We start from the raw sequence: 23,269 nt of genomic DNA, 5'->3' as shown, positions 1-23,269 counted from the left end.
GATGAGTAAAAAAGCACTTAGAAAAGATTTTTATATGGAAATCCGAAAAAGTATGGGACGATTTCTGTCGATTTTCTTTATCGTCGCAATCGGAGTTGCATTTTTCTCAGGAATCCGATCTTCGGAGCCGGATATGCGATTGTCAGGGGATGCATATTTTGATGAGAAAAATCTTATGGATCTGCAAATAATCAGTACCCTGGGGCTTACTAAGGATGATGTGGATGCCATCCGCCAGGTGAAGGGTATAAAAGACGTAGAAGCCGGATACTCAACGGACGTACTTTGCAAGTCGGGAGACAGCCAGAAGGTTGTGCATATCATGTCACTGCTTCCAACAATGAATCAGGTTACTGTTGAGGAAGGCAGATTGCCAAAGGATACAAACGAATGTGTTCTGGATATTGATTATTATGAAGCAAATGGATACAAAATCGGGGATGAGATTACATTTTCTTCAGGAACAAAAGATGCGATTACCGATTCATTAAAATATGACACATATAAAATTGTTGGAACAGTAAGCAGTCCGACATATGTGTCTTTTGGTCGTGGGAATACGACAATTGGAACAGGAACAATCAATGGATTTGCCTGTGTATTGGAAGAGAGCTTTAATATGGATGCATATTCAGAAATTTATGCAACTGTGGAGGGAGCTAAGAAGTTAACAGCATTTACAAAAGAATATGATAATCGTGTAGATGAAGTTGAGAAGCGAATTGAGAAGATTAAGACAGAAAGAGAAGATGCAAGATATGAAGAAGTGTTAGATGAGGCAGAAACAAGAATGCAGCTGATGATGGCACAGACATATCAGGTATTTATGAATGGTCAGGATGGATTGAAAAGTCTGGACGATGAGATGAGTCAGATTCCGAAGGCTAAATGGTATATTTATGACAGAGAGCATCTGGTAGAATACAGCGGTTATGGAGAAAATGCAGACCGTATGCGGGCTATCGGAAAGGTATTTCCGGTACTGTTCTTTTTGATGGCAGCACTTATCAGTCTGACAACGATGACACGTATGGTAGAAGAACAGCGGACGTTAATCGGAACGATGAAAGCACTGGGCTATTCGAAAGCTTCCATAGCGGGAAAATATATTGGATATGCATCGCTTGCAACAATCCTTGGATGTGTTTTTGGGGCATTGTTTGGAGAAAAAGTATTTCCGTATATTATTATCAAAGCGTATGGAATTATATATACGCATGTTCCGAATATTGAAGTTCCGTACAATTTGTATTATGCAGGAGTTGCATCAGCTGCAGCCGTATTTTGTGTACTTTTTGCAACAGTTACATCCTGTTATAAAGAGCTACGAGAGCAGGCAGCACAATTGATGCGTCCTCCGGCTCCAAAACAGGGAAAGAGGGTTCTGTTAGAAAGAATCCCATTTATATGGAAGCGTTTAAGTTTTACTTGGAAATCAACGGTCCGGAATCTGGTTCGTTATAAGAAGAGATTTTTTATGACATTGTTTGGAATCGGAGGCTGCATGGCACTTCTATTGTTTGGATTTGGTCTGCATGATTCGATTGTAAATATCGGAATATTGCAGTACGAGGATCTGCAACTGTTTGATGCCGATCTAATTTTGAATGAAGAAGCGACAGATACCGCAAAGCAAGAGATTACAGACAGTCTGAAAAGTGATGACCGGATCAAACATATTACACAGGCTTTGCAGCAACAAGTAACAATTAAGAAGGATGATACAGAAAAGGAAGTATATCTTACAGTGTTTGAGCCGGGAGAAGAGAATGATTCGCTGTTTGTCTATCAGAATCGTGTGACAAAAGAGCAATATAAATTAACAGATGATGGTGTGATCCTGACAGAAAAAATCGCAGATAAGCTGGGAGTAAAACAAGGTGATTCATTTACAATTGAAAAGTCAGGCGAAGAAGATGTGACAGTGACGGTATCAGCAATATGTGAGAATTATATGCGGCATTATATGTATATGACGTCAGGGCTTTATGAACAGCTGTATGGTAAGGATGTAAGCTATAATTCTATTTTCTATACAGTCAATGACGGGCAGATAGAAGTAGCAGAAGAAATCGGTGAGGAAGCACTGAAAAAAGATGGCGCATTAAGTGTCAGCTATACAAAGGATTTTGAAGCACAGATAGAGGATATGCTGGGAAGTCTGAATATGGTTATTGTAGTTCTTGTGATTTCAGCGGGATTGTTGGCATTTGTTGTATTGTATAATCTGAATAATATCAACATTACAGAACGTAAGCGAGAACTTGCAACTTTGAAAGTGCTGGGCTTCTATCCAAAAGAAGTTGCAGAATACGTTTATCGTGAGAACATTCTGTTAACAATACTGGGTTCTGTCGTCGGGTGTGGACTTGGGAAAATACTGCATCGTTTTATTATTGAAACAGTGGAGGTGGATTCAGCAATGTTTGGAAGAAATATTGATCTGAGCAGTTATATATTCGGATTTTTAATCACAATTGGTTTTTCAATGTTTGTAAATGGTGTAATGTATTTTAAGTTGAAAAAGATAGATATGGTAGAATCACTCAAGAGTGTTGAGTAAGTTCAAAGGAGATAGCAATAATGGAAAAAATGAAGATTCTTGTAGTAGATGATGAAAGCAGAATGAGAAAGCTGGTAAAAGATTTCCTGACAAGAGCAGGTTATCAAGTATTAGAAGCAGGAGATGGTATGGAAGCAATGGATTTATTTTACGAAGATAAAGATATTGCCCTGATCATTCTGGACGTTATGATGCCAAAGATGGACGGATGGCAGGTATGCCGGGAAGTCCGCGAGCATTCAAAAGTTCCAATCATTATGTTGACAGCCCGGTCGGAAGAGAGAGATGAGCTTCAAGGATTTGAACTGGGAGTAGATGAATACATTTCAAAGCCATTTAGTCCGAAAATCTTAGTAGCGAGAGTCGGAGCAATCTTAAGAAGAATAAATGGTACAGACATGTCAGACATTCTTGACGCAGGCGGAATTAAGATTGACAAGGCGGCGCACAGTGTTATGATTGATGATAAACCGATAGATTTAAGCTATAAGGAATTTGAGCTTCTAACTTATTTTGTGGAAAATCAGGGGATTGCACTTTCTAGAGAAAAAATATTAAATAATGTTTGGAATTATGATTATTTTGGGGATGCACGTACGATTGACACACATGTTAAGAAGCTGAGAAGTAAGCTTGGTGATAAGGGAGAGTATATTAAAACAATCTGGGGAATGGGATATAAATTCGAGGTAGAAAAATGAAATACTCAATTAAACGTCAGATGTTAGCATTGTTCACAGGAGCAGTAGCACTTGTTATTGTGATGATGTTTATCATCAATTCCAGCTTCATGGAGAGATTTTTTATACAAAATAAAAAAATCGAGATGGTCGAGCTTTACGAAACCTTAGATAAAACAGCAAAGAAGGATGATATCAATTCGGTTGAGATACAGGAAGAGCTTCAGAGGCAGTGTGAGAGAAAGAATTGTGCAGTACTTGTGATCAATTCAGGCTCAGATATTACATTTAACACAGAGCAGGAAAGGAAAGGGCGTCTGTTTACGCGTTTGATCGGATATATCGTAGGAAAAGATATCGGACGGGTCCTGGAAGAAAGGGATTCCTACAAAATATACAAGGTCCAGGATCAGGGACGAGGAGAAGAATATATGGATATGGTCGGACAGTTGGCTGACGAGTCTATTTTTATTATCCGAAGTCCTTATGGAAGTATTTACGATACCGTAAACTCGACGAATAAGTTTCTGATCTGTGGTGGTGGTGTTACGGTATTATGTGGGCTGCTCTTTGTATGGTTTTTTTCACAAAAGATTACAAAGCCAATCATGGAGCTTGCTGAACTGTCACAGCGCATGGCAAATCTGGATTTTAATGCAAAGTATACAAGTGGCGGTGAAAATGAAATCGGAATTCTAGGCGGAAACTTTAACCTGATGTCGAAACGTCTGGAAGAAACGATCACAGAATTGAAGCGGGCAAATAATCAATTACAAAAAGATATTGAACAAAAAGAAAAGATTGAAGATATGAGAAATGAATTTCTTGGAAATGTTTCTCATGAATTAAAAACTCCGATTGCATTGATCCAAGGTTATGCGGAAGGATTGCGGGATGGAATTACAGAAGATCCGGAAAGTATGGAATTCTATTGCGATGTTATTATAGACGAGGCTAACAAGATGAATCAGATGGTAAAAAATCTGTTGACTTTAAATCAATTGGAATTTGGTGATGAAGATTTGGAAATCACACGATTTAATCTTGTAGGGTTGATTCGCGGTGTTCTGGCAAGCTGTGAGATTTTGCTTCAACAAGCAGAAGCAGAAGTCGATTGCGTGACGGAAGAGGAAGTTTATGTTTGGGCAGATGAGTTCAAAACAGAGCAGGTATTTAGAAATTACTTGACAAATGCTATTCATCACGTAGACAATGAGAAGAGAATCGAGATTCGTATCATACCGCAGGGAGATACAGTAAAAGTTACCGTATTTAATAGTGGAAAGCCGATACCGGAGGAAGATATTGCAAAATTATGGGATAAATTCTATAAAGTAGACAAGGCGCATACAAGAGAATATGGTGGAAATGGAATCGGCTTGTCGATTGTGAAAGCAATTATGGAGTCATTCCACCAGCAATATGGTGTGAAGAACTATGATAACGGAGTTGAATTCTGGTTTGAGCTTGATTCGAAAACATCAAAATGTGATAGTAAGGTACAGGGAGAAGAGACATGATAGCGATTATTGATTATGATGCAGGTAATATCAAAAGCGTAGAGAAGGCATTATTGTATCTGGGACAGGAAGTGAAGATCACAAGTGCTCCATCTGAAATTTTAAGCGCAGATAAAGTGATACTTCCGGGAGTCGGTGCATTTGGAGATGCAATGGAGAAGTTGAAAGAACGACATTTGGATGATGTAATTCGTAAAGTCACAGAAAAAGGGACTCCGTTTTTAGGCATTTGTCTTGGACTCCAGCTTTTGTTTGAACGAAGCGATGAAGCCAAGGGCGTGGAAGGACTTGGGATTTTAGAAGGAGAGATTTGTAGAATCCCGGCTTGTGAAGGTTTAAAGATTCCACATATGGGATGGAATTCGCTACATCTTGAACATAATGGTCGTTTATTTAAAAATGTTGATGAACAGGCCTATGTTTATTTCGTTCATTCCTACTATCTGAAAGCGAAAGATGAGAATATTGTTAAGGCATCAACAGAATATGGTGTACACATCCATGCTTCTGTAGAAAAAGGAAATATTTTTGCATGCCAGTTCCATCCGGAAAAGAGCAGTGAGGTTGGATTACAGATACTGAAGAATTTCGTGGAATTGGAGGAAAGATAGATGTTTACAAAAAGAATTATTCCATGTTTGGATGTACATGCAGGCCGAGTTGTAAAAGGTGTTAATTTTGTAGATTTAAAAGATGCCGGAGACCCGGTAGAAATTGCAAAAGCCTACGATCAGGCAGGTGCAGATGAACTTGTGTTTTTGGATATTACAGCATCTTCTGACGGAAGAAATACGGTCGTTGATATGGTGCGTAAAGTTGCAGAGTGCGTATTTATTCCATTTACAGTTGGCGGAGGCATCCGCACAGTAGAGGACTTCAAAGTATTGCTTCGCGAAGGTGCAGATAAGATTTCTATCAACTCATCTGCAATCAATAACCCACAGCTGATCGCAGATGCAGCAGAGAAGTTTGGAAGTCAGTGTGTTGTTGTGGCTATCGATGCAAAAAAAAGGGCAGACGGAAGTGGATGGAATATTTATAAGAATGGCGGAAGAGTCGATGTTGGAATCGATGCTATAGAGTGGGCAAAGAAAGTGGAAAAGCTTGGAGCGGGAGAAATTCTTTTGACTAGTATGGATTGTGACGGAACAAAAGCTGGGTACGATCTGGAACTGACGAGAGCAATTGCAGACAGTGTTTCTATTCCGGTCATTGCATCCGGAGGAGCGGGAACGCTGGAGCATTTTAAAGAAGCTTTGACAGAAGGCGGGGCTGATGCAGCATTGGCAGCATCATTGTTCCATTATAAAGAATTAGAAATAAAAGAAGTAAAGAACTATTTACAGCATGAAGGTGTATCGGTTCGATTATAGGAAAGAGGAAAGTACATGTCGGGAATTAATGGAGACTGGTATGAGGCTCTTAAAGAAGAGTTCAAAAAACCTTATTACAAAAAATTATTTGATACAGTAAATGCAGAATATCACACAAGAAAAATATTTCCACCTGCACAGGATATTTTCAATGCATTTCACCTGACACCATTAAAAGATGTAAAGGTGGTAATTTTGGGACAAGACCCATATCATAACGATGGACAGGCACATGGGCTGAGTTTTTCTGTGCAGAAAGGGGTAGATATTCCACCTTCACTGGTAAATATTTATAAAGAATTACATGACGATCTTGGATGCACAATTCCAAATCATGGGTGTCTGGAAAAATGGGCAAAACAAGGTGTATTGATGTTGAATACAGTGTTGACGGTTCGTGCACATCAGGCTAATTCACATCGTGGAATTGGCTGGGAGGAATTTACAGATGCGGCAATTATGGCATTAAATAACCAGGACAGACCAATTGTGTTTATTCTTTGGGGTGCGCCGGCACAGAGAAAGGAGAAGATGTTGACAAATCCGCAGCATTTGATTCTGAAAGCACCACATCCAAGCCCATTAGCTGCATATAGAGGATTTTTCGGAAGCAGACCATTTAGTCAGACAAATGAATTTTTGAAAGCACATGGGATTGAACCGATTGACTGGCAGATTGATTAGAAAATACAATAAGAAGAAAGAGACTATGCTGTGAGTTGGTATAGTCTCTTTTTTTAAGAAAAAATTAAAGAAAAAATAAACAAAAAAAGAGAACAGATATAGTATAATAATACGTATGCAGAAGGGAGGGCATTTGGTGAAAAAGGTTATAGAAGTAAAAAATTTATATAAATTGTACCGGGTCGGTGATTCGATAGTCCGAGCATTAAATGGTGTGGATTTTGACATTTACGAAGGTGAATTTTGTGCAATCGTCGGAACATCCGGCTCAGGTAAATCAACATTATTAAATATGCTGGCTGGATTAGAAAAGCCGACAAAAGGTGAAGTAATCATTGCCGGACGGCATATAGAAAAATTAAACGAAGATGGTCTGGTCAGTTTCAGACGTGATCATGTCGGATTTATTTTTCAGTCCTTTCATCTTATCAGTACAATGAATGCGGTGGAAAATGTAGCTTTGCCACTCAGCTTTCGGGGCGTTCCGAAAAAAGAGAGATTAAAAAAGGCGGATAAGATGTTGGATTTGGTTAATTTGAAAAAACAAAAGAAACATATGCCGAATCAGATGTCCGGAGGACAGCAGCAGAGAGTTGGCGTTGCAAGAGCATTGGTCGTAGACCCGGAAATTATTTTTGCAGATGAGCCGACAGGAAACCTGGATTCACATACTTCGGAAGAAGTTATGGCATTGATGCAGAATGTAGTCCGTAAACAGAAGAAAACACTGGTTATGGTAACGCATGACAATCATCTTGCGACATATGCTGACCGAGTATTTCATATTATAGATGGAAAAATTGTGAAAATAGAAGATAATCGAAACAAAAATGTGAATAACTTAAGTCAGGATGAAAAAGAAAGTGAAAAAATAAAAGAAGAGATGGCAGGAAAACAATCAGGGGAGGATAACAGGTAATGAGACATTGGAAAAAAGCAACAGGGGTGATATTGAGTCTGGCAATGCTGACAGCAATGGCACCAATAAGCTTCGCGCAGGATAACAAAGCAGCTTCAAATGTAAATGTGGCAGGAGAAAGTGGAAACGAGAATCCGTCAGCCATATCCAGAAGCTCAAGTGAGACACCAATTCCCAAAATTCGTCTGTCGGTAGGCAAAGGACAGTCTACACCAAATTATAATGCAGAGCAGAAGGTAGAATTAACAGTAAAAATAGTAAATGAAGGAAGCTGTGATGCAAATAATGTGAAAATTTCTCCGGTAATCGATAATGCATCTGATTTCCCTTTCAAAATTGAAAATATGAATGAGGAAAAGACAATTGAACAGATTAAGGCGGGAGAGTCTGCGGAAGCAACATGGAGTTTTTCAGTCAGAGCTGATGTAGAGACAAAATCTTATAAAACACCATTTCAGATTACATACGATGATGGGACAAATATTTACGAAACAAATAAATACATTTATGTGAATACAACGGCAAAGAAAACTGCTGATGCACCAAAAGCTGATCCGACACCGACTCCGGATACAACGCAGAACGTATCCGGCGATGCAGGTCAGGCAATTTATGATGCAGGTGGAATCTCAAACAGTGACCCGATTGCAACAGGAGGTTCAGATAAAAGCCAGAGTGTGCCACGTGTGATCGTGACTGGATTTTCAACGAATCCGGAAAATGTGAATGCCGGAAGCGATTTTAAATTGACAGTACATGTAAAGAACACATCAAAGACAACAGCAGTTTCCAATTTATTGTTTGATATGCAGGCTCCATCGGCCGGAACGGACGCAGCCGCAGAAGCACCTGCATTTCTTCCGTCATCTGGTTCCAGCACGATTTATCTGGAATCTATTCCGGCAGGAGAAACAAGAGATATTTCAATTGATTTGAATGCAAGAGCAGATTTGGTGCAAAAGCCATACAGTATTGCAATGTCCATGAAATACGAGGATGGCAATGCAGCACAGTACGAAGCTTCTTCAAGTCTTGCAATTCCGGTCAAACAGGCTGCAAGATTTGAATTCAGTGATATTGAATTGTCACCGGACAGCATTCAGGTAGGAGAAGAAGCAAATTTAACATGCAATATTTATAATACAGGACGAATCAAGCTTTATAATGTTAAAATCAAATTTTCAGGAGACGGAATCAGCGGGAAAGATGTATTTGTAGGAAATGTTGATTCTGGTGCAACAGGAACAATCGACGGTATGTTAATGGGAGAATCAGAAGTGCCGGCGGGAAGCAAGTGTAAAATGACAATGACATATGAAGATGAATCAGGAAAATCATTTACTGCAGAAAAAGAATTTGAAATGGAAGTTACTCCTGTGATGGATGACGATGATACAACGATGGTAGGAGCAGTGGAGGAAGAAGAAAAAAGCACGCCGATCATCCCAATCGTAGTTGTGGTAATCGTGGCAGCAGTAGTGATAGCAGTGCTTGTTGTTCGTAAAAAGAAGAAAAAACAATTGGCTTTGGAAGAGGAGGATTTAGCAGATGAGGTGGATCGATTTACTGAGGATGAGTAGCAGTAATCTCCGACGAAGAAAACTGCGAAGCATTCTTACGATTCTTGGTGTAGTGATCGGAACCGCTTCAATTGTTGTAATGATTTCTCTTGGTCTTGGGATGCAGCAATCCTTGTATCGTGAGATTGAGCAGTCTGGCGGTATGACTGCAGTGACTGTGACAGGAAAAGATGTGGGCAGTCAGATGTATTATTATTCCGACAGTGGATCAGATCAGGAAGCATCAAAATATGTGACAGATGAAACAATAGAAAAGCTGTCAAAATTAGAGCACGTAAAGAGTGCATCGCCGGTTTTATTAATGAACTCAATTATAATGACAGGAAAATATTACGGTAACATTCAGTTGACAGGGATGACTCCGGAAGCATTAAAAGAGCAAAATATAAGCCTTGTAGAAGGAGGTACATTACCAAAAGCAGACAGTTCGGAATTAGAGCTGGTATTCGGAAACCTTGCAACAGAAAATCTAATGGAAAAGGGAACTGACAAAGGATATTGGGAAACAGGAGTGAGGCCTGATGTCGATGTCATGAAAGCGCAGATGTTTCTTGTATTAGATTCTGATGCGTATTATAATTCACTGAATAATACAGGAGGCGCAGCAATATCAACGGAGAATTCCTCTTCTGCAAGTACAGGAGGAACAACTCCTACAAAGGCTCCTAAAAAATATGTAGTACACGCAAGTGGTCGTGTTACAGGCGATGAAAATACATATAATGCACATTCTTACAATGTATATTGTGATATTACAACCTTAAAAAATATGTTGAAAAAAGAATATGCAGGTCGTGCAATACCCGGACAGCCTACTACAAAAAGCGGAAAACCATACAAATTTTTTGCGTACACAAATGCAATGGTACAGGTAGATGACATTGATAATGTAGATGTTGTAGCATCTGAAATCCAGAATCTGGGCTATAAAGTAACAACAAACGCAGAATATGTAAAAAGCATGCAAAAACAGTTCGCAATGATTCAGGCTGTGCTGGGAGGCATCGGAGCGGTATCCTTATTTGTGGCAGCAATTGGAATCATGAATACAATGATGATGTCAATTTATGAGCGAACAAAAGAAATCGGAGTAATAAAAGTACTCGGATGCAGCTTGAAGAATATAAAGCAAATGTTTTTACTTGAGGCAGCATTTATTGGCTTTATCGGAGGCGTGGTAGGAAATCTGTTGAGTTTTTTGATGTCATTTATTATCAATATACTTACCGGAAACGGAAGTGCAATGGGATTAGATGGAAATATTTCCTATATACCGCCCTGGCTGGTTATTGCTTCCATGGCATTTGCGGTGCTGATAGGAATGGTGGCGGGATATTTTCCGGCACTTAGAGCGATGAAATTAAGTCCGCTGGCGGCGATTAGAAATGAATAAAACATTTGTAAGTACGTGGTAATCGTGAGTTGGATTGCCACGTACTCTTTTATTTATGGTAAAATTTTTCCAAAGGAAATGAAATCATACTAGAATTTATAGAGGCTGCAATATTCAGATTCATGTGAAGAATCCAAATAAACTCCAACATGGAGTGATGAGTATGCAGATTGACGGCAAGACAATTAATGGAAATCTGATTAGGCCGAAAATGGCAGCAGGAAAAGATTCACTGTATGTAGAAATTGAAATAGGAAGGTAATACAAATGATAAGCATTTTTCATGTATCTTACCATACAGGAGGGAGTGAAAGGTAGACAGGAAAGTCTCGATGCCGGTGAGGAGATTGAAGTGAAATATACGATGGGAATGAGTATTTTTGTATCCATTGTAGGTCTTGCCGGAATTGTATTGGGTGGTGATCTGACCGTCAATGCAGCAAAAGAAATCGCAAGAGCATTCGGACTCAGTGAAGCATTGATTGGTCTGACGATTGTTGCGTTGGGAACCTCACTTCCGGAACTTGTGACTTCCATTGTGGCAGCTCAAAAAGGTGAAAGTGACATTGCGCTGGGGAATGTGGTCGGATCCAATATATTCAATATTTTCCTGATATGAGATAAAATTACTATTGAAAAGAATGTTTACGCGTATAGTTCTGTAGCATAAGCAGTCTGATTTCATCGGATAGAAAATCCTGTTTTACTGTTTTCAATGCGATTTAGATGAAAAAACGAAATATGATACATAATCAGAGTGTGAATGCCGAATGGTGATATTGTGATAAAAAAAAGTAGTATTTTATAATCTATGTAAACAATAAAAGAGGAGGGTTCTAAAATATGGAAGAAAGAAAATACCTGAAGTGGTATAACAAAGTGGGATATGGAATCGGTGATGTAGCAGCCAACTGTTCCTACGGACTGGTCACAAGTTTTGTGTTGATTTATCTGACGAATACTGTTGGATTGAATGCGGGAATTGTCGGAACATTGATTATGGCATCAAAATTGCTGGACGGCATTTCTGATATTATTTTCGGAATGATTATTGACCGTACAAAGACCAAAATGGGTAAGGCGAGACCTTGGATGTTTGGGGCACAGTTCGGTGTATCGATTACAATGATTATGTTGTTTGCAATTCCGGATATGGGAGCAAATATGCAGTATGTGTATTTCTTCATCGTCTACACACTGATGAATGTAATTTTCTATACAGCAAGTAATATCGCATATTCATCATTGACATCACTGACAACAAAGAACTCAAACGAACGAGTTCAGCTTGGCTCTATCCGTTTCATTTTTTCGCTGCTTACGAACCTAGTTGTAGCAACTGCTACAGTCGGTCTGGTAGAAGCTTTCGGTGGTGGTGCAAAAGGATGGAAGACAGTTGCGATCATCTTCTCCGTTGCAGCATTGATCATTAATACAATCAGTGTATTCAGCATCAAAGAACTTCCGGAAGAGGAACTGCTTGGCGAAAAGAAGATTCAGGAAAAAGTATCTCTTGCAGCAGGAATCAAAGTGATCGTAAAAAACAAGTATTATCTGATGATTCTTGCAATCTACGTTCTGTATTATGGAATGATGGGTGTGACACAGACGGTTGGAATCTACTATATGACATATGTGTTTGAACAACCGTCACTTCTGGGAACATTTACATTGGCAACACTGCTTCCAATGATCATTGTACTTGCAGTGACACCGGCACTGGTTAAGAAGAAGGGAATGTACAAGATTATCAATCTGGGATATGACGGAGCAATTCTCTTCCGTGGACTGTTTATGGTATTTGCATTTATGGCAAATAAAGCACTCATGCTTATTACATTATTGCTCAATGGATTCTGTACAGGACCACTTGTCGGAAGTTTAAACGCATTGATCTCAGAATCAAGCGACTATACATATCGCACACAGAAACAAAGACTGGACGGAATGATGTTCAGCTGTTCTTCCTTTGGAATTAAAGTGGGCGGCGGAATCGGAACTGCGGCAGCAGGATGGCTTCTGGCAGCCGGTGGATTCGACGGACAGGCAGCTGTTCAGGCAGCAAGTGCAGTGAATATGATCAAAGTATCTTATGCAGTTGTTCCATTTGCAGTAGTTGTTTTCATGAAACTGCTTGTGAAAGCATTGAAGGTTGAAGAAGCAAACAAAAACTGGGATGCAGAACATAAATAAAGTCAAAAAACGGCTTGCCAGAAATGGCAGGTCGTTTACTATAAGTTCATCGAGAACGTATGACTATTTAAAAATTTCAATATTAGGAAGGGGAAAGAATATGGCTACACAGTTAAAGGATGAAGTTTCAATTGAACAGATTCTAAACGAAATGAGTGTAGAGGAGAAAGCACGTATGATCACCGGTGGATCACCGTTTCATTCAGAAAAGATGGAGAAATACGGGATTCCAGCCATGTATATGCTGGATAGCTGTAATGGTCTGAATGCAAGAGAGTATGTAGCAGAAAAGGCATATTTTAAGACTGCAGAGGCAGCGGAACAGGCAGGGGAGCCTCTTGACCGTGAGCAGAACGGATTCATGGGAGGACTTCTGCTTGCATTTGCTACATTACAGAAGGAGATGGCAGCAAAGAAAGCTTCCGGTGCGCCGGAAGAACCGTTGAAATTCGGTAATTATCCACCGGGAATCTCATATGGATCTACATGGAATCCAGAGGTCGTAAAAAAATGCAGTATGGCGATGGCAAAGGAAATGGGAAGCTATGGAATTGATATGGTGCTTGGTCCGAATATCAACATTCACAGAGACCCGCTTTGCGGAAGACTGGCAGAGAGTATTTCCGAGGATCCGTATCTTGTGTCAAAGATCGCAGTTGCTCAGGTAGATGGTATACAGGAAGAAGGACTGATTGCCTGCGCGAAGCATTTTGCAGCAAATAATCAGGAAAAGGACCGTTTGGGAGTGGAAGAACATGTGCCGGAGCGTGCACTTCGAGAAATCTATCTGCCGGCGTTCAAAGCATGTGTTGATGCAGGGGTTGGTTCACTGATGTCTGCTTATAACAAGCTGAACGGCAAGCCAAGTGCGATGAATGACGATCTGCTGACAAATATCCTCAGAGATGAGTGGGGATTTGAAGGCTTTGTTGTCTCAGACTGGGGCGCATCTTATGATCAGGTCATGGCGGCTGCGGCAGGTACAGATTTGACTATGCCAGGACCACGTAGTACGAAATGTATCGAAGCGGCAGTGGAAGACGGACGACTTCCGGTGGAAAAACTGGACAACTGTGTGCGGAATTTCCTGCGTATTCTTGTGAAGTCTACAGCTATGACCGGAAACCATCCGAAGTTAAACATGGACGAAACGATTCAGGCAGCGGAAGAGGCAGCAAGAGAAGCAATGATTCTTCTGAAAAATGATGGTGTACTGCCAATTCCGGTAGATATGGATGTTGTATTTTACGGAAAACGAAGCAAAGCATTCGTATTCTGTCCGGAAGGCTCCAGCAAGGTTATGACAAGCCTTTCTACCAACCCGTATGACCGTGCAGTTGAGCTTCTTGGTTCGGAGCATGTTTCTTTTGAAGAGGTGAAAGCAGATACAAAATACTGGATTGTTGTTGTCGGGGCAAACGGACATGAAGGATCTGATCGTGATACACTGTCCATGGACGAAGACGAACAGCTGGCAATGGAAAAAGCCATTCGGGAAGCAAAAGCGGCGAATGGAAAAGTCATCGTAATTATTAATGCAACCGGACCAATTGATCTGACTTGCTACGAAAAGGATGTGGATGCAATTTTATGTCCGTTCTTTGCAGGCATGCAGGGAGGTAAAGCAGCTGCAGACGCATTGTTTGGATTGTACAATCCATCCGGTAAACTGCCGCTTACATGGCCGAGACGTTATTGTGATGCACCGGCATATAAAAATTATCCCGGTGAAAACAAAGAGGTATGGTATGGCGAAGGCATGTATGTCGGTTACCGCTGGTACGACGCAAGACAGATTCCGGTTGCATACCCATTCGGATATGGTCTGAGCTATACAACATTCGAGATTTCCGGACTTGAGGTGCCGGAGTCAGTCAATGTAGATAAGGAAGACTTTACAGTCGGCGTAAAGGTAAAGAATACCGGTAAGGTTGCCGGAAGTGAAGTCGTGCAGTTATATGTACATGATCGTGTATCAAAGATCGACAAGCCATACAAACAGCTCAAGGGATTCCAAAAGGTATATTTGCAGCCGGGAGAGGAAAAAGATGTTACTTTTGTATTGCAGAAAGACAGCTTTGCAGGCTATAGTCTGGAATTGAAGCAGTGGATTACAGAGCCGGGAGAGTTTGATCTCCTTGTCGGTACATCCTCCGAAGACCTTCCGCTTACTGCATGTGTCAAAGTGCGTTGTAAAAATCCATACGGTTATTCTGACCTCACTGCAATCGGGGCCATTGCAAAAGATCCGAGAGCATTGAATGCCGTGAATCAGATCATTGGAGGCGACCTCGCAGATATCGCACATGTAGCAATTGAATTTGGACCGGATACACCGTTTGGAAATGTGTGGAACGGAAATGCAATGCAGAAATTCTTTACAGATAATGGCATTACAAAAGAGCAGAGTGATGAGATGCGTGCTCAGCTTCAGGAAGAGTTTGACAAAATAGAAATTTGAAAAAGGGGTCAGATTCCTATGAACTACAGTTTCCTGTTTACTTATGTTTTACAGTGCTGTACTGGTGGGGAGCACATCAGCCAGAGTATAGTGTATGAAAAGAGACAAGGACCGGTGAATCTTGTTAAGATACAGTAAAGATAACGTAAGAAAAAAGAGAAGGATTGGAACGGTAGGTTTCTCGGAACAGGAAATGGTGGTTCGGCAGGAGTGATTGCAGAAGGCGCAATGTTAAACGGAGTGTGCAGAGGATTTTCCAAAGACCTTGGAACACGGAATGGAATGAACAGGTAGGGACCGTTATAAAAGATATAGATTTGAATATGGAACCGACGACATATTTTGCCCATTAGCTGCAAAATAAAATGAAAAATACATTGTAAACGAGAACACAGCTCCTACGGTAACGGCATATGGAATGCACGATAAGTTCCAGCTTTATGAGGAATCAGTCAGGTTAGATAAAAAATTGACGGAATATAATGTTCCACATGAGTATAATGAGTAAGTAAAAGTGAGATTCACTGTATACTTTTCCTGTATTTTTTTGCCGGTAGTCCGACTTCCCTTTTAAATACCCGGCAGAAATAGTTATAATCTGCAAACCCGACGAGGTCGGAAATTCTAGTGATTGGCTTGTCAGTTTCTTTTAACAGTGTCTTCGCCTTTTCGATACGCAGATGGCGGATGTGTTCTGCAATGCCACATCCATAGTAATGCGTGGCAGACTGGCAGAGTTTTGTCTTACTGATACCAAAAGCAGAAGATAGTGCGTCAATGGATAAGTCTTCGGACAGATTTGCCAGCAGGTATGCATCCATATTGCGGATGAAGTTATTGCGTTGAACCGTGATTGTATTCTTTAAAATTGCATAGAAAGCACATGCTTCCATGATTTTTGCAGCAGCCTGAATCTGTTCACGTGTTTTCAGGGGGATGTCTTCCGTATATCGGAGGATGTCCTCTGTTACGTTTGGGGAAAGAGAAAAGTACTGGGCTAACATAGAAGCAAGCATTTCCACATTTTGTTCATCAGAGATCTGTCCGAACATCATATAACCGATCACTGTATTGTTCTCAATTAGTGGGGCGGTAGCTTCAATTAATCCGGCATGACAGTGGAAGATGACCAGGCGGTTCGTTTCCTTGCATTTCTGAAATGAAGTGTGGTCACTCTGACTACAGAGAGCCAGTGTGTGTTCCTGAGATTTCATCTGACTGCAAAAGGCACAGTTATGTTCCGGATAAGAGAGCAGCTCGTTGTAGTCAAGATCAAACAATACAATCCGAATTCCGGTCAGAACGTAAAAGTCTTTCATTAGTTCGTGAAGTTCCATTTCATTATATTCCAAGTTCATCGGTAAAAATCTCCCTATTTCACATCATTTTGTGATTTTCATTGTAACATAAAAATGTAAAAAAACATATGATAACGGAAAAATTTACAGTTTTTAAAACGCATTTTACTATATTTTTCCTTTTGTTTTGTATATGCTGATGTCAGTACATGAAGTTAAGTAATTTGAAGTTGGTACAGCAAAAATCAATGTATCAGTGTGCAATGAAAGTGAGGAAAATTATGTTAGTCAACTTGAAGGAAATCTTACAGATGGCAGAAGAAAAAAATATTGCAGTCGGATCATTTAATACGCCAAATCTGGAGAGTCTGATTGCAATTATCAGTGCGGCAGAAGAGTTGGATGTGCCGGTGATCATCCAGTTTGCCCAGTGTCATGAACCGTGGATTCCGGTATCAGTAATTGGACCGATTATGGTTGAACATGCGAAGAAGGCGAGTGTTCCGGTATGTGTGCATCTTGACCACGGTGAGACATTGGAATATCTACAGCAGGCATTGGAAATCGGATTTACAGGAATCATGTATGATGGCTCTGTATTAAGCTATGAAGAGAATCTTGCAAATACAAAAAGAGCAGTGGAAATGGCTGCAAAATATAACTGCAGCGTAGAGGCAGAGTTAGGTTCTATGGGAAAACGTGAGTCAGGAGCCGGTGACGGAAGCGGGGAAGAGGACGACACAAAGATTTACACAGATCCTGTTCAGGCAAAACAGTTTGTAGAAGAGACAAAGATTGACGCTCTCGCATGTTCGTTCGGAACAACACACGGTATCTATCTTGCAAAACCACAGTTAGATTTCGATGTTGTAAAAAATGTAAGAGCGCAGACAGGAAACATTCCGGTTGTTATGCATGGGGGTTCCGGTGTGAGTAAAGAAGATTTCCATACAGGAATCAAAGCCGGAGTTCGCAAAGTAAACTACTTTACATATATGGATAAATCAGGTGGAAATGCTGCGGCAGAGTATGTGAATAGCTTAAAGGAAAATGAACCGAAATTTTACTCATCAGTTGTACTGGCAGCAACAGAAGCAATGAAAGAAAATGTAAAAGAAGCAATGAGAACATTTGCTTTGTTAGATGAATAGAAACATCTGAAAAAATAAGAAAAGGAGATTGAAAACATGACAAAGAAAAAGATGACATTTGCATTAGCATTTTGCAACAGAGGATTCATGCCGGGAGAACTTATCTACGGTGCAAGAGAAGATATGATCAAAGCAGTCACAGATGCAGGATATGATTATATTGCAATGGATGCAGATCTGACACGTTACGGCGGAATCGAGACAAGAGATGAAGGTATGCTGTATGCGAAATGGCTCAAAGAACATGATGGAGAATACGATGGAGTCATTTTCTCTATGCCGATTTTCGCTGATGAGAACGGTGCAATTACAGCTCTACAGGATGCAGGAGTTCCGATTCTGATGCAGGCATATCCGGATGAGATTGGTAAAATGGATTTCGCACACAGAAGGGATGCCTTCTGTGGTAAATTCTCAGTTACAGATGTATTTACACAGTATCAGGTTCCATTTACGGTATTAAAACCACACGTGGTACATCCATTGTCAGAGAAGTTTGCGGAGAACTTAAGAGACTTTGCAGCAATCTGCCGTGTCGTAAATGGTATGAAGCGATTCACAATCGGATGCATCGGTGCAAGAACAACAGCGTTTAAAACAACTAGATTTGATGAAGTTGGATTACAGAAAAATGGAATTACTGTCGAGTCGTTTGACTTATCTGAATTAATCTTCAAAGTCAATGCGAAGGCAGACGATGATGCAGCTGTGCTTGCAAAGATGGAAACTTTGATGAACTATTCTGATTTTACAAAGGTTCCACAGGAAAAGAAAGTGATGCTTGCAAAAGTGTCGGTAGTCATTGATGAGTATGTAGAAGAGTACCACTTGGATTCGCTCGCAATCCGTTGCTGGAATGAGATGGAACAGATTCTAAGAATTTGCCCATGTGTACTCTTGTCTGAGTTAAATGACAGAGGTATCGTGACAAGCTGCGAAATCGATTTGACATCTGCTGTATCAATGCGTGCAATGGCACTTGCAAGTGAAGAGCCTACAGCAGTTCTTGACTGGAACAACAACTATGGTGATGAGGAAAACAAAGTAATCCTGTTCCACTGCGGTTCTACAGCACAGAGCCTGATGACACAGAAAGGAACAGTTACATCTCATAAGATGTTCGACAAAGGTGATCCGGGAAGTGGATGGGGAACGAATGAAGGAAGAATTCGTCCGATGAAAACAACAATTTCTAACTGTCTGACTGTAGATGGTAAGATTAAGATTTATGCGAGTGAAGCAGAATTCACAGCTGATCCGATCGAGGAAGCATACTTCGGATGTGCAGGTGTATGCGAGATGCCGAATATGGAAGATAAAATGATTCGCCTGGCAAGAGGCGGTTTCAAACATCACACATGCATCGGTGTTGGTCACATGAAAGATGTATTAAAAGAGGCATTCACTACATATCTTGGATATGACTGGGTGGATATTGACAAAGAATAAAAAGTGTTGTAAACACCTTACTTCAAAAATAATTTGTAAGGAAGTGAAATGATATGTATATCGGAGGACTTGACATCGGAACAACAGGCTGTAAACTGACAGTTTTTGATGAAAACGGAAAACAAGTGCATAAGTCCTACAGTGATTATCCGGTAAAACGCATGGCGAGTGCTCACGAAGTAGATGCCAATGCGATTCTTGCAGGAGTATGGAAGGTAATCACGGATACGACAAAGCAGTACAAAGATATCGCAGGAATCGGGATTACAAGCTTCGGAGAAACATGCGTGATGACAGACGCAGACGGAATGCCATTGCATGCAGCAATGCTCTACACAGATCCGAGAGGAAAAGAGCAATGCATGCAGCTCTGCAATAAAATGAGTGAGGACAGAATCGCTGAGATATCTGGCATGAAACCTCATGAAATGTATAGCCTGCCAAAGCTGATGTGGCTGAAGGAAAATGAGCCGGAATTATATGTTAAAGCTGAGCATGTGTTCCTCATGGAAGATTTCGTTGTTTATCATCTGACCGGACAGACGAAGATCGATTATTCCCTCGCGACAAGAACGATGGGATTTGATATCCGGAAGATGGAGTGGAGCAAAGAAATCTTTGAAACAGCGGGGATTGATGTGAATCTGATGTCAGAGACTGTTCCGACAGGAACCGTTGCAGGAACGGTGACAAAAGAGATCGCAGAAAAGACAGGGCTTACCACAGAGACCAAGATTGTGTGTATCAGTCATGACCAGATTGCGGCGGCAGTCGGAGCAGGCGTATTTGACTCTGACACAGCTGTTGACGGAGCCGGAACGGTCGAATGTATCACCCCAATCTATGATGAGATACCGGACATGCAGGTTATGACAAAGGGAAATTATGCGGTTGTACCATATGTTATACCCGGGAAATATGTATGCTATGCATTTTCCTACACCGGAGGTGCTTTGATGCAGTGGTGTACGGAAACAATTGCAAAGAAGGAAAAGGAAGAGGCAAAAGCAGAAGGAATCTCTGTCAATGAATTGCTGGAGAGACAGTCTGTGAGTCCGACAGGACTGCTGGTGCTTCCACATTTCGCAGGAGCGGCAACTCCATACATGGATACCGGTTCGAAAGGGGCAGTCTTAGGACTGACGACTGCCACAACTGCGGCAGATATTTACCGGGGCTGCATGGAAGGGGTTGTCTATGAGATGGTGCTGAATCTACAGTGGCTGAAAGAGTCAGGAATACATTTCCATAGACTCAATGCGACTGGAGGTGGAGCTCATTCCAAAGAGTGGATGCAAATGAAGGCGGATATGCTGGATATGGAAATTACATCGCTTGAGACTGTTGATGCAGGAACTGTGGGAAGTGCAATGCTGACAGGAATTGCCGTAGGAATCTTTGATGATTTAAAGCAGGCGGCACAGGTAATGGTGCATGAAGTATCCACTTATAAACCAAGAAAAGAAATGCACGAAAAGTATATGGAAATCTATGAGCGGTACGAACAGGTTTATCGTGCAGTTCGAGGGTTAATGTAAATGTGATGATAACAGTTCAGGCAGAGAAGATGCAATGCTGCAGTGAACGGTCATAATAAAAGAACGAGAGGACGTGAACATGAGTAGCGTTCCAGAAAAACTTCTTACACACAAATATCTATTGGAAAAAATCAATGATGCTATGGAAATGAATATTAGCATGCTCACATTAATTCAAAAGAGGAGACTTGAGATATGAATCAATATATTGGACATTATTCGCAATGTTATGGAATAGAAGAGCATCGTCTGGTTGGTGGCAAAGGTGATGGGATGCGCCTACTGGTTATTAATAACGGAAGCGGACTGGAAGCGACTATTTCTTTGGATAGAAATGCTGATATTTCCAGACTTCGTTATAAAGGAATGAATATGAGTTATTTCTCGCCATGTGGATATGTGGCTCCGGCTTATTATGAATCAAAGGGAGCAGACTGGTTAAAATCTTTTACAGCCGGTTTTCTTACCACATGTGGATTACAGGCAGTGGGAAGTCCGTGTACAGATGAAGGGGAAGAGCTTCCGTTGCATGGTTCCATTGCAAACACACCGACAGAGTATAGCTTTTGGTATGAAGAGGATGGATGCCTGATCGTGAAGGCAAGAACATCTGATGAAACGATCTTTGGAAGAAAATTGTGCCTTTGCAGAACGTATACATTCCCAATCGGAAAGAATGAGTTTACATTTTCGGATACGATTAAGAATACAGGAGACAAAAAAGAACCGTTTGAAATTCTGTATCATATGAACATGGGCTATCCGCTTTTGGATGAGGATAGTGTAGTGAAAATTGAGTCGGAAGAAGTGACACCAAGAAACAAGCATGCGGCAGAAGATATCAAGAATTGGATGAATATGGAAAAACCGACACCAGGGTATGAGGAGCGCTGCTATTATCACAAAATGCAGGAAAGAGGATATGCATCCATTTATCAGCCGAAGAAAAACATTGGACTTGCTATGGAATATGATGCGAAAGAATTAGACGGCTTCGTGGAGTGGAAGATGATGGGAGTTCGTGATTATGTATTAGGTCTAGAATGTGGCAATTGTTATCCAGACGGACGCGATGTCATGCGTAAGACCGGGATGTTAAAGTTCTTGAAATCAGGTGAAACGAAGCAATATCAGGTAAAGATAAAATGCTTTGAGAAATAGAAGAAAGAAAAGTGAAACTATCATTATATGGTTTCACTTTTCTTATGTAATGACAATATTATATGATTGAAAAGCAAGATGCAATGTTCATTCACATACAAAAAATTATTATAATAGAATACATAAACGTTATAGAATAGGTAGCAGAACAGAAATGAGGAATAGAGTTATGAAATTTTTGATTGTAATAGTTGTAGCAGCTATATCTGGTGCGATTTGTGGTAAGATTTTTTTGGACAATATCATATGATAAAAAGGAAGTGGGAAATAGCGATGTATATTATCGTATTTATCGTAACATTTTTAGTGAGTGCATTTATTAGAATTCAATTTTTAGGTGGTGCACCTGCAAAACTGCTTGCTGTAGATTGGGATGAATCTATGGGAACCATTTATTCGGATTTAAATTATGAGAATGAGCATAATCACAAGTATGATTTGTACATTCCTTCGGGATTGAATAAAAGTGAAGAACAGTTTCTGATTGTCTACATTCATGGTGGTAGCTTTAATTCAGGTAAAAAAGAAGATGGTGATGGTTGGTGTAAGTACTTTGCAACGAAAGGTTATATTACCGCAACGATTGATTATACACTGCAAACTCACGGTGAAGAGGCAACAATTCAATTGATTAATTGTGAAATTGAACAAGCGACAGCAGCCATGAAAGACAAGCTAAAAGAACTAGGATATCAGGTGAATGCAATGGCAACAAGTGGTGTGTCAGCCGGTGGAACATTAGCAATGAATCTGGCGTATAATGGTCGTTCTGCTATTCCTGTAAAATTTGTATTCCAAATGTCGGGACCGACGTATTTTGATCCAAAAGATTGGGGATTACTTATGAAGGTGGATCATCTGAAAACAAAAGAAGAATTTGTTGAAATGATGACAGGTTACAAGGGGGACATTACGACAGAAGAGTGTAAAGATGCAATTAATCAAATTTCACCAGCATCACTCGAAGGAAAGAATCCGGTGCCAACATTGATTGGTTATGGTTTGATTGATCACTGTGTGCCTCAAAATCAGAAACACCTGCTTATGGATGAATTTGAAAAATATGATGTGCCATATGAATACATAGCGTTTCCAAAATCAAATCATGGCATGTATAACGATTTAGATAAAACACAAGAATTTATGGATAAGACTTTAAAATATTGCGAATATTATTTAAAAAAATAGGTGCGGAAAAAAGAGGAAAGAGAGCGATTGTCTCTCTTTTTTTATGTAAAAAGAAAATAGATATGGAACTGAAATAATTAAAATGTAAATGACGAAATATGATACACGCGAAAAGAAG

17 protein-coding genes and 1 pseudogene are annotated in these 23,269 nt (G+C 40.3%); 17 read left to right on the top strand and 1 reads right to left on the bottom strand.

What is annotated here, in order from left to right; all coding sequences use genetic code 11:
- Nucleotide 1: 1 nt before the first annotated feature.
- From H8S40_RS11655 to H8S40_RS11600, 12 genes and pseudogenes are all read left to right on the top strand, one after another.
- Nucleotides 2-2,563, top strand: a complete 2,562-nt coding sequence (locus H8S40_RS11655; RefSeq protein ID WP_186865279.1) for an ABC transporter permease — start codon at nucleotides 2-4, stop codon at nucleotides 2,561-2,563.
- A gap of 20 nt (nucleotides 2,564-2,583) precedes the next feature.
- Nucleotides 2,584-3,264, top strand: a complete 681-nt coding sequence (locus tag H8S40_RS11650) for a response regulator transcription factor (protein WP_022076255.1) — start codon at nucleotides 2,584-2,586, stop codon at nucleotides 3,262-3,264.
- On the top strand, nucleotides 3,261-4,763 hold the full coding sequence (locus tag H8S40_RS11645; protein WP_186865278.1) for a sensor histidine kinase: 1,503 nt from the start codon (nucleotides 3,261-3,263) through the stop codon (nucleotides 4,761-4,763). Before H8S40_RS11650 ends, H8S40_RS11645 begins: the two co-directional genes overlap by 4 nt.
- On the top strand, nucleotides 4,760-5,374 hold the full coding sequence (gene hisH, locus H8S40_RS11640) for an imidazole glycerol phosphate synthase subunit HisH (protein WP_117990466.1): 615 nt from the start codon (nucleotides 4,760-4,762) through the stop codon (nucleotides 5,372-5,374). The genes H8S40_RS11645 and hisH overlap by 4 nt, the downstream gene beginning before the upstream one ends.
- The gene (gene hisF, locus H8S40_RS11635) at nucleotides 5,375-6,136 is read left to right on the top strand and encodes an imidazole glycerol phosphate synthase subunit HisF (RefSeq protein ID WP_022076252.1); all 762 of its coding nucleotides are present in this window, start codon (nucleotides 5,375-5,377) and stop codon (nucleotides 6,134-6,136) included.
- A 15-nt stretch (nucleotides 6,137-6,151) separates the two neighbouring features.
- Nucleotides 6,152-6,820, top strand: a complete 669-nt coding sequence (locus tag H8S40_RS11630; protein WP_117990461.1) for a uracil-DNA glycosylase — start codon at nucleotides 6,152-6,154, stop codon at nucleotides 6,818-6,820.
- 136 nt (nucleotides 6,821-6,956) lie between these two features.
- Nucleotides 6,957-7,739: an ABC transporter ATP-binding protein gene (locus H8S40_RS11625; protein ID WP_186865277.1), complete on the top strand. Its 783-nt coding sequence runs from the start codon at nucleotides 6,957-6,959 to the stop codon at nucleotides 7,737-7,739.
- Nucleotides 7,739-9,319: a COG1361 S-layer family protein gene (locus H8S40_RS11620; protein WP_186865276.1), complete on the top strand. Its 1,581-nt coding sequence runs from the start codon at nucleotides 7,739-7,741 to the stop codon at nucleotides 9,317-9,319. Before H8S40_RS11625 ends, H8S40_RS11620 begins: the two co-directional genes overlap by 1 nt.
- The gene (locus H8S40_RS11615; RefSeq protein WP_186865275.1) at nucleotides 9,288-10,712 is read left to right on the top strand and encodes an ABC transporter permease; all 1,425 of its coding nucleotides are present in this window, start codon (nucleotides 9,288-9,290) and stop codon (nucleotides 10,710-10,712) included. The genes H8S40_RS11620 and H8S40_RS11615 overlap by 32 nt, the downstream gene beginning before the upstream one ends.
- Nucleotides 10,713-11,094: 382 nt before the next feature.
- A pseudogene (locus H8S40_RS11610) lies at nucleotides 11,095-11,328 on the top strand (sodium:calcium antiporter); the annotation flags it as partial.
- A 227-nt stretch (nucleotides 11,329-11,555) separates the two neighbouring features.
- Nucleotides 11,556-12,905 carry an MFS transporter gene (locus H8S40_RS11605; RefSeq protein WP_117990446.1) on the top strand — a complete coding sequence of 450 codons (1,350 nt, stop codon included), beginning with the start codon at nucleotides 11,556-11,558 and terminating at the stop codon, nucleotides 12,903-12,905.
- A gap of 100 nt (nucleotides 12,906-13,005) precedes the next feature.
- Nucleotides 13,006-15,366 (top strand): glycoside hydrolase family 3 N-terminal domain-containing protein, encoded by a 2,361-nt coding sequence (locus H8S40_RS11600; RefSeq protein ID WP_186865274.1) that lies wholly within the window; start codon nucleotides 13,006-13,008, stop codon nucleotides 15,364-15,366.
- A 521-nt stretch (nucleotides 15,367-15,887) separates the two neighbouring features.
- Here H8S40_RS11600 and H8S40_RS11595 read toward each other — a convergent pair.
- Nucleotides 15,888-16,724, bottom strand: a complete 837-nt coding sequence (locus tag H8S40_RS11595; protein WP_117990441.1) for a PocR ligand-binding domain-containing protein — start codon at nucleotides 16,722-16,724, stop codon at nucleotides 15,888-15,890.
- A 188-nt stretch (nucleotides 16,725-16,912) separates the two neighbouring features.
- On the opposite strand from H8S40_RS11595, the gene H8S40_RS11590 reads away from it, so the two are divergent.
- The 5 genes from H8S40_RS11590 to H8S40_RS11570 all read left to right on the top strand — a co-directional run bounded on the left by H8S40_RS11590 (nucleotide 16,913) and on the right by H8S40_RS11570 (nucleotide 23,151).
- Nucleotides 16,913-17,815 carry a class II fructose-bisphosphate aldolase gene (locus tag H8S40_RS11590; protein WP_436286265.1) on the top strand — a complete coding sequence of 301 codons (903 nt, stop codon included), beginning with the start codon at nucleotides 16,913-16,915 and terminating at the stop codon, nucleotides 17,813-17,815.
- Between the two features lie 36 nt (nucleotides 17,816-17,851).
- Nucleotides 17,852-19,264, top strand: coding sequence for an L-fucose/L-arabinose isomerase family protein (locus H8S40_RS11585; RefSeq protein ID WP_240577659.1), 1,413 nt, complete (start codon nucleotides 17,852-17,854; stop codon nucleotides 19,262-19,264).
- Between the two features lie 53 nt (nucleotides 19,265-19,317).
- Complete coding sequence (locus tag H8S40_RS11580) at nucleotides 19,318-20,802, top strand: FGGY-family carbohydrate kinase (protein ID WP_117990433.1); 1,485 nt, start codon at nucleotides 19,318-19,320, stop codon at nucleotides 20,800-20,802.
- Between the two features lie 195 nt (nucleotides 20,803-20,997).
- Nucleotides 20,998-21,963: an aldose 1-epimerase family protein gene (locus H8S40_RS11575; protein WP_117990432.1), complete on the top strand. Its 966-nt coding sequence runs from the start codon at nucleotides 20,998-21,000 to the stop codon at nucleotides 21,961-21,963.
- A gap of 273 nt (nucleotides 21,964-22,236) precedes the next feature.
- Nucleotides 22,237-23,151: an alpha/beta hydrolase gene (locus H8S40_RS11570; protein ID WP_186865273.1), complete on the top strand. Its 915-nt coding sequence runs from the start codon at nucleotides 22,237-22,239 to the stop codon at nucleotides 23,149-23,151.
- Nucleotides 23,152-23,269: the final 118 nt, after the last annotated feature.

The sequence above is a fragment of the Ruminococcus hominis genome, assembly GCF_014287355.1.
Classification (GTDB): domain Bacteria; phylum Bacillota; class Clostridia; order Lachnospirales; family Lachnospiraceae; genus Schaedlerella; species Schaedlerella hominis.
Note: the sequence above shows the minus strand (reverse complement) of the source record. Positions and strands in the feature narration are given on the sequence as shown.

Bases quoted from the DNA above. Each gene is read 5' to 3' on its own strand.
- H8S40_RS11655 (WP_186865279.1), top strand. From the start codon at position 2: ATGAGTAAAAAAGCACTTAGAAAAGATTTTTATATGGAAATCCGAAAA.
- H8S40_RS11650 (WP_022076255.1), top strand. From the start codon at position 2,584: ATGGAAAAAATGAAGATTCTTGTAGTAGATGATGAAAGCAGAATGAGA.
- H8S40_RS11645 (WP_186865278.1), top strand. From the start codon at position 3,261: ATGAAATACTCAATTAAACGTCAGATGTTAGCATTGTTCACAGGAGCA.
- hisH (WP_117990466.1), top strand. From the start codon at position 4,760: ATGATAGCGATTATTGATTATGATGCAGGTAATATCAAAAGCGTAGAG.
- hisF (WP_022076252.1), top strand. From the start codon at position 5,375: ATGTTTACAAAAAGAATTATTCCATGTTTGGATGTACATGCAGGCCGA.
- H8S40_RS11630 (WP_117990461.1), top strand. From the start codon at position 6,152: ATGTCGGGAATTAATGGAGACTGGTATGAGGCTCTTAAAGAAGAGTTC.
- H8S40_RS11620 (WP_186865276.1), top strand. From the start codon at position 7,739: ATGAGACATTGGAAAAAAGCAACAGGGGTGATATTGAGTCTGGCAATG.
- H8S40_RS11615 (WP_186865275.1), top strand. From the start codon at position 9,288: ATGAGGTGGATCGATTTACTGAGGATGAGTAGCAGTAATCTCCGACGA.
- H8S40_RS11605 (WP_117990446.1), top strand. From the start codon at position 11,556: ATGGAAGAAAGAAAATACCTGAAGTGGTATAACAAAGTGGGATATGGA.
- H8S40_RS11600 (WP_186865274.1), top strand. From the start codon at position 13,006: ATGGCTACACAGTTAAAGGATGAAGTTTCAATTGAACAGATTCTAAAC.
- H8S40_RS11595 (WP_117990441.1), bottom strand. From the start codon at position 16,724: ATGAACTTGGAATATAATGAAATGGAACTTCACGAACTAATGAAAGAC.
- H8S40_RS11590 (WP_436286265.1), top strand. From the start codon at position 16,913: ATGTATCAGTGTGCAATGAAAGTGAGGAAAATTATGTTAGTCAACTTG.
- H8S40_RS11585 (WP_240577659.1), top strand. From the start codon at position 17,852: ATGACAAAGAAAAAGATGACATTTGCATTAGCATTTTGCAACAGAGGA.
- H8S40_RS11580 (WP_117990433.1), top strand. From the start codon at position 19,318: ATGTATATCGGAGGACTTGACATCGGAACAACAGGCTGTAAACTGACA.
- H8S40_RS11575 (WP_117990432.1), top strand. From the start codon at position 20,998: ATGAATCAATATATTGGACATTATTCGCAATGTTATGGAATAGAAGAG.
- H8S40_RS11570 (WP_186865273.1), top strand. From the start codon at position 22,237: ATGTATATTATCGTATTTATCGTAACATTTTTAGTGAGTGCATTTATT.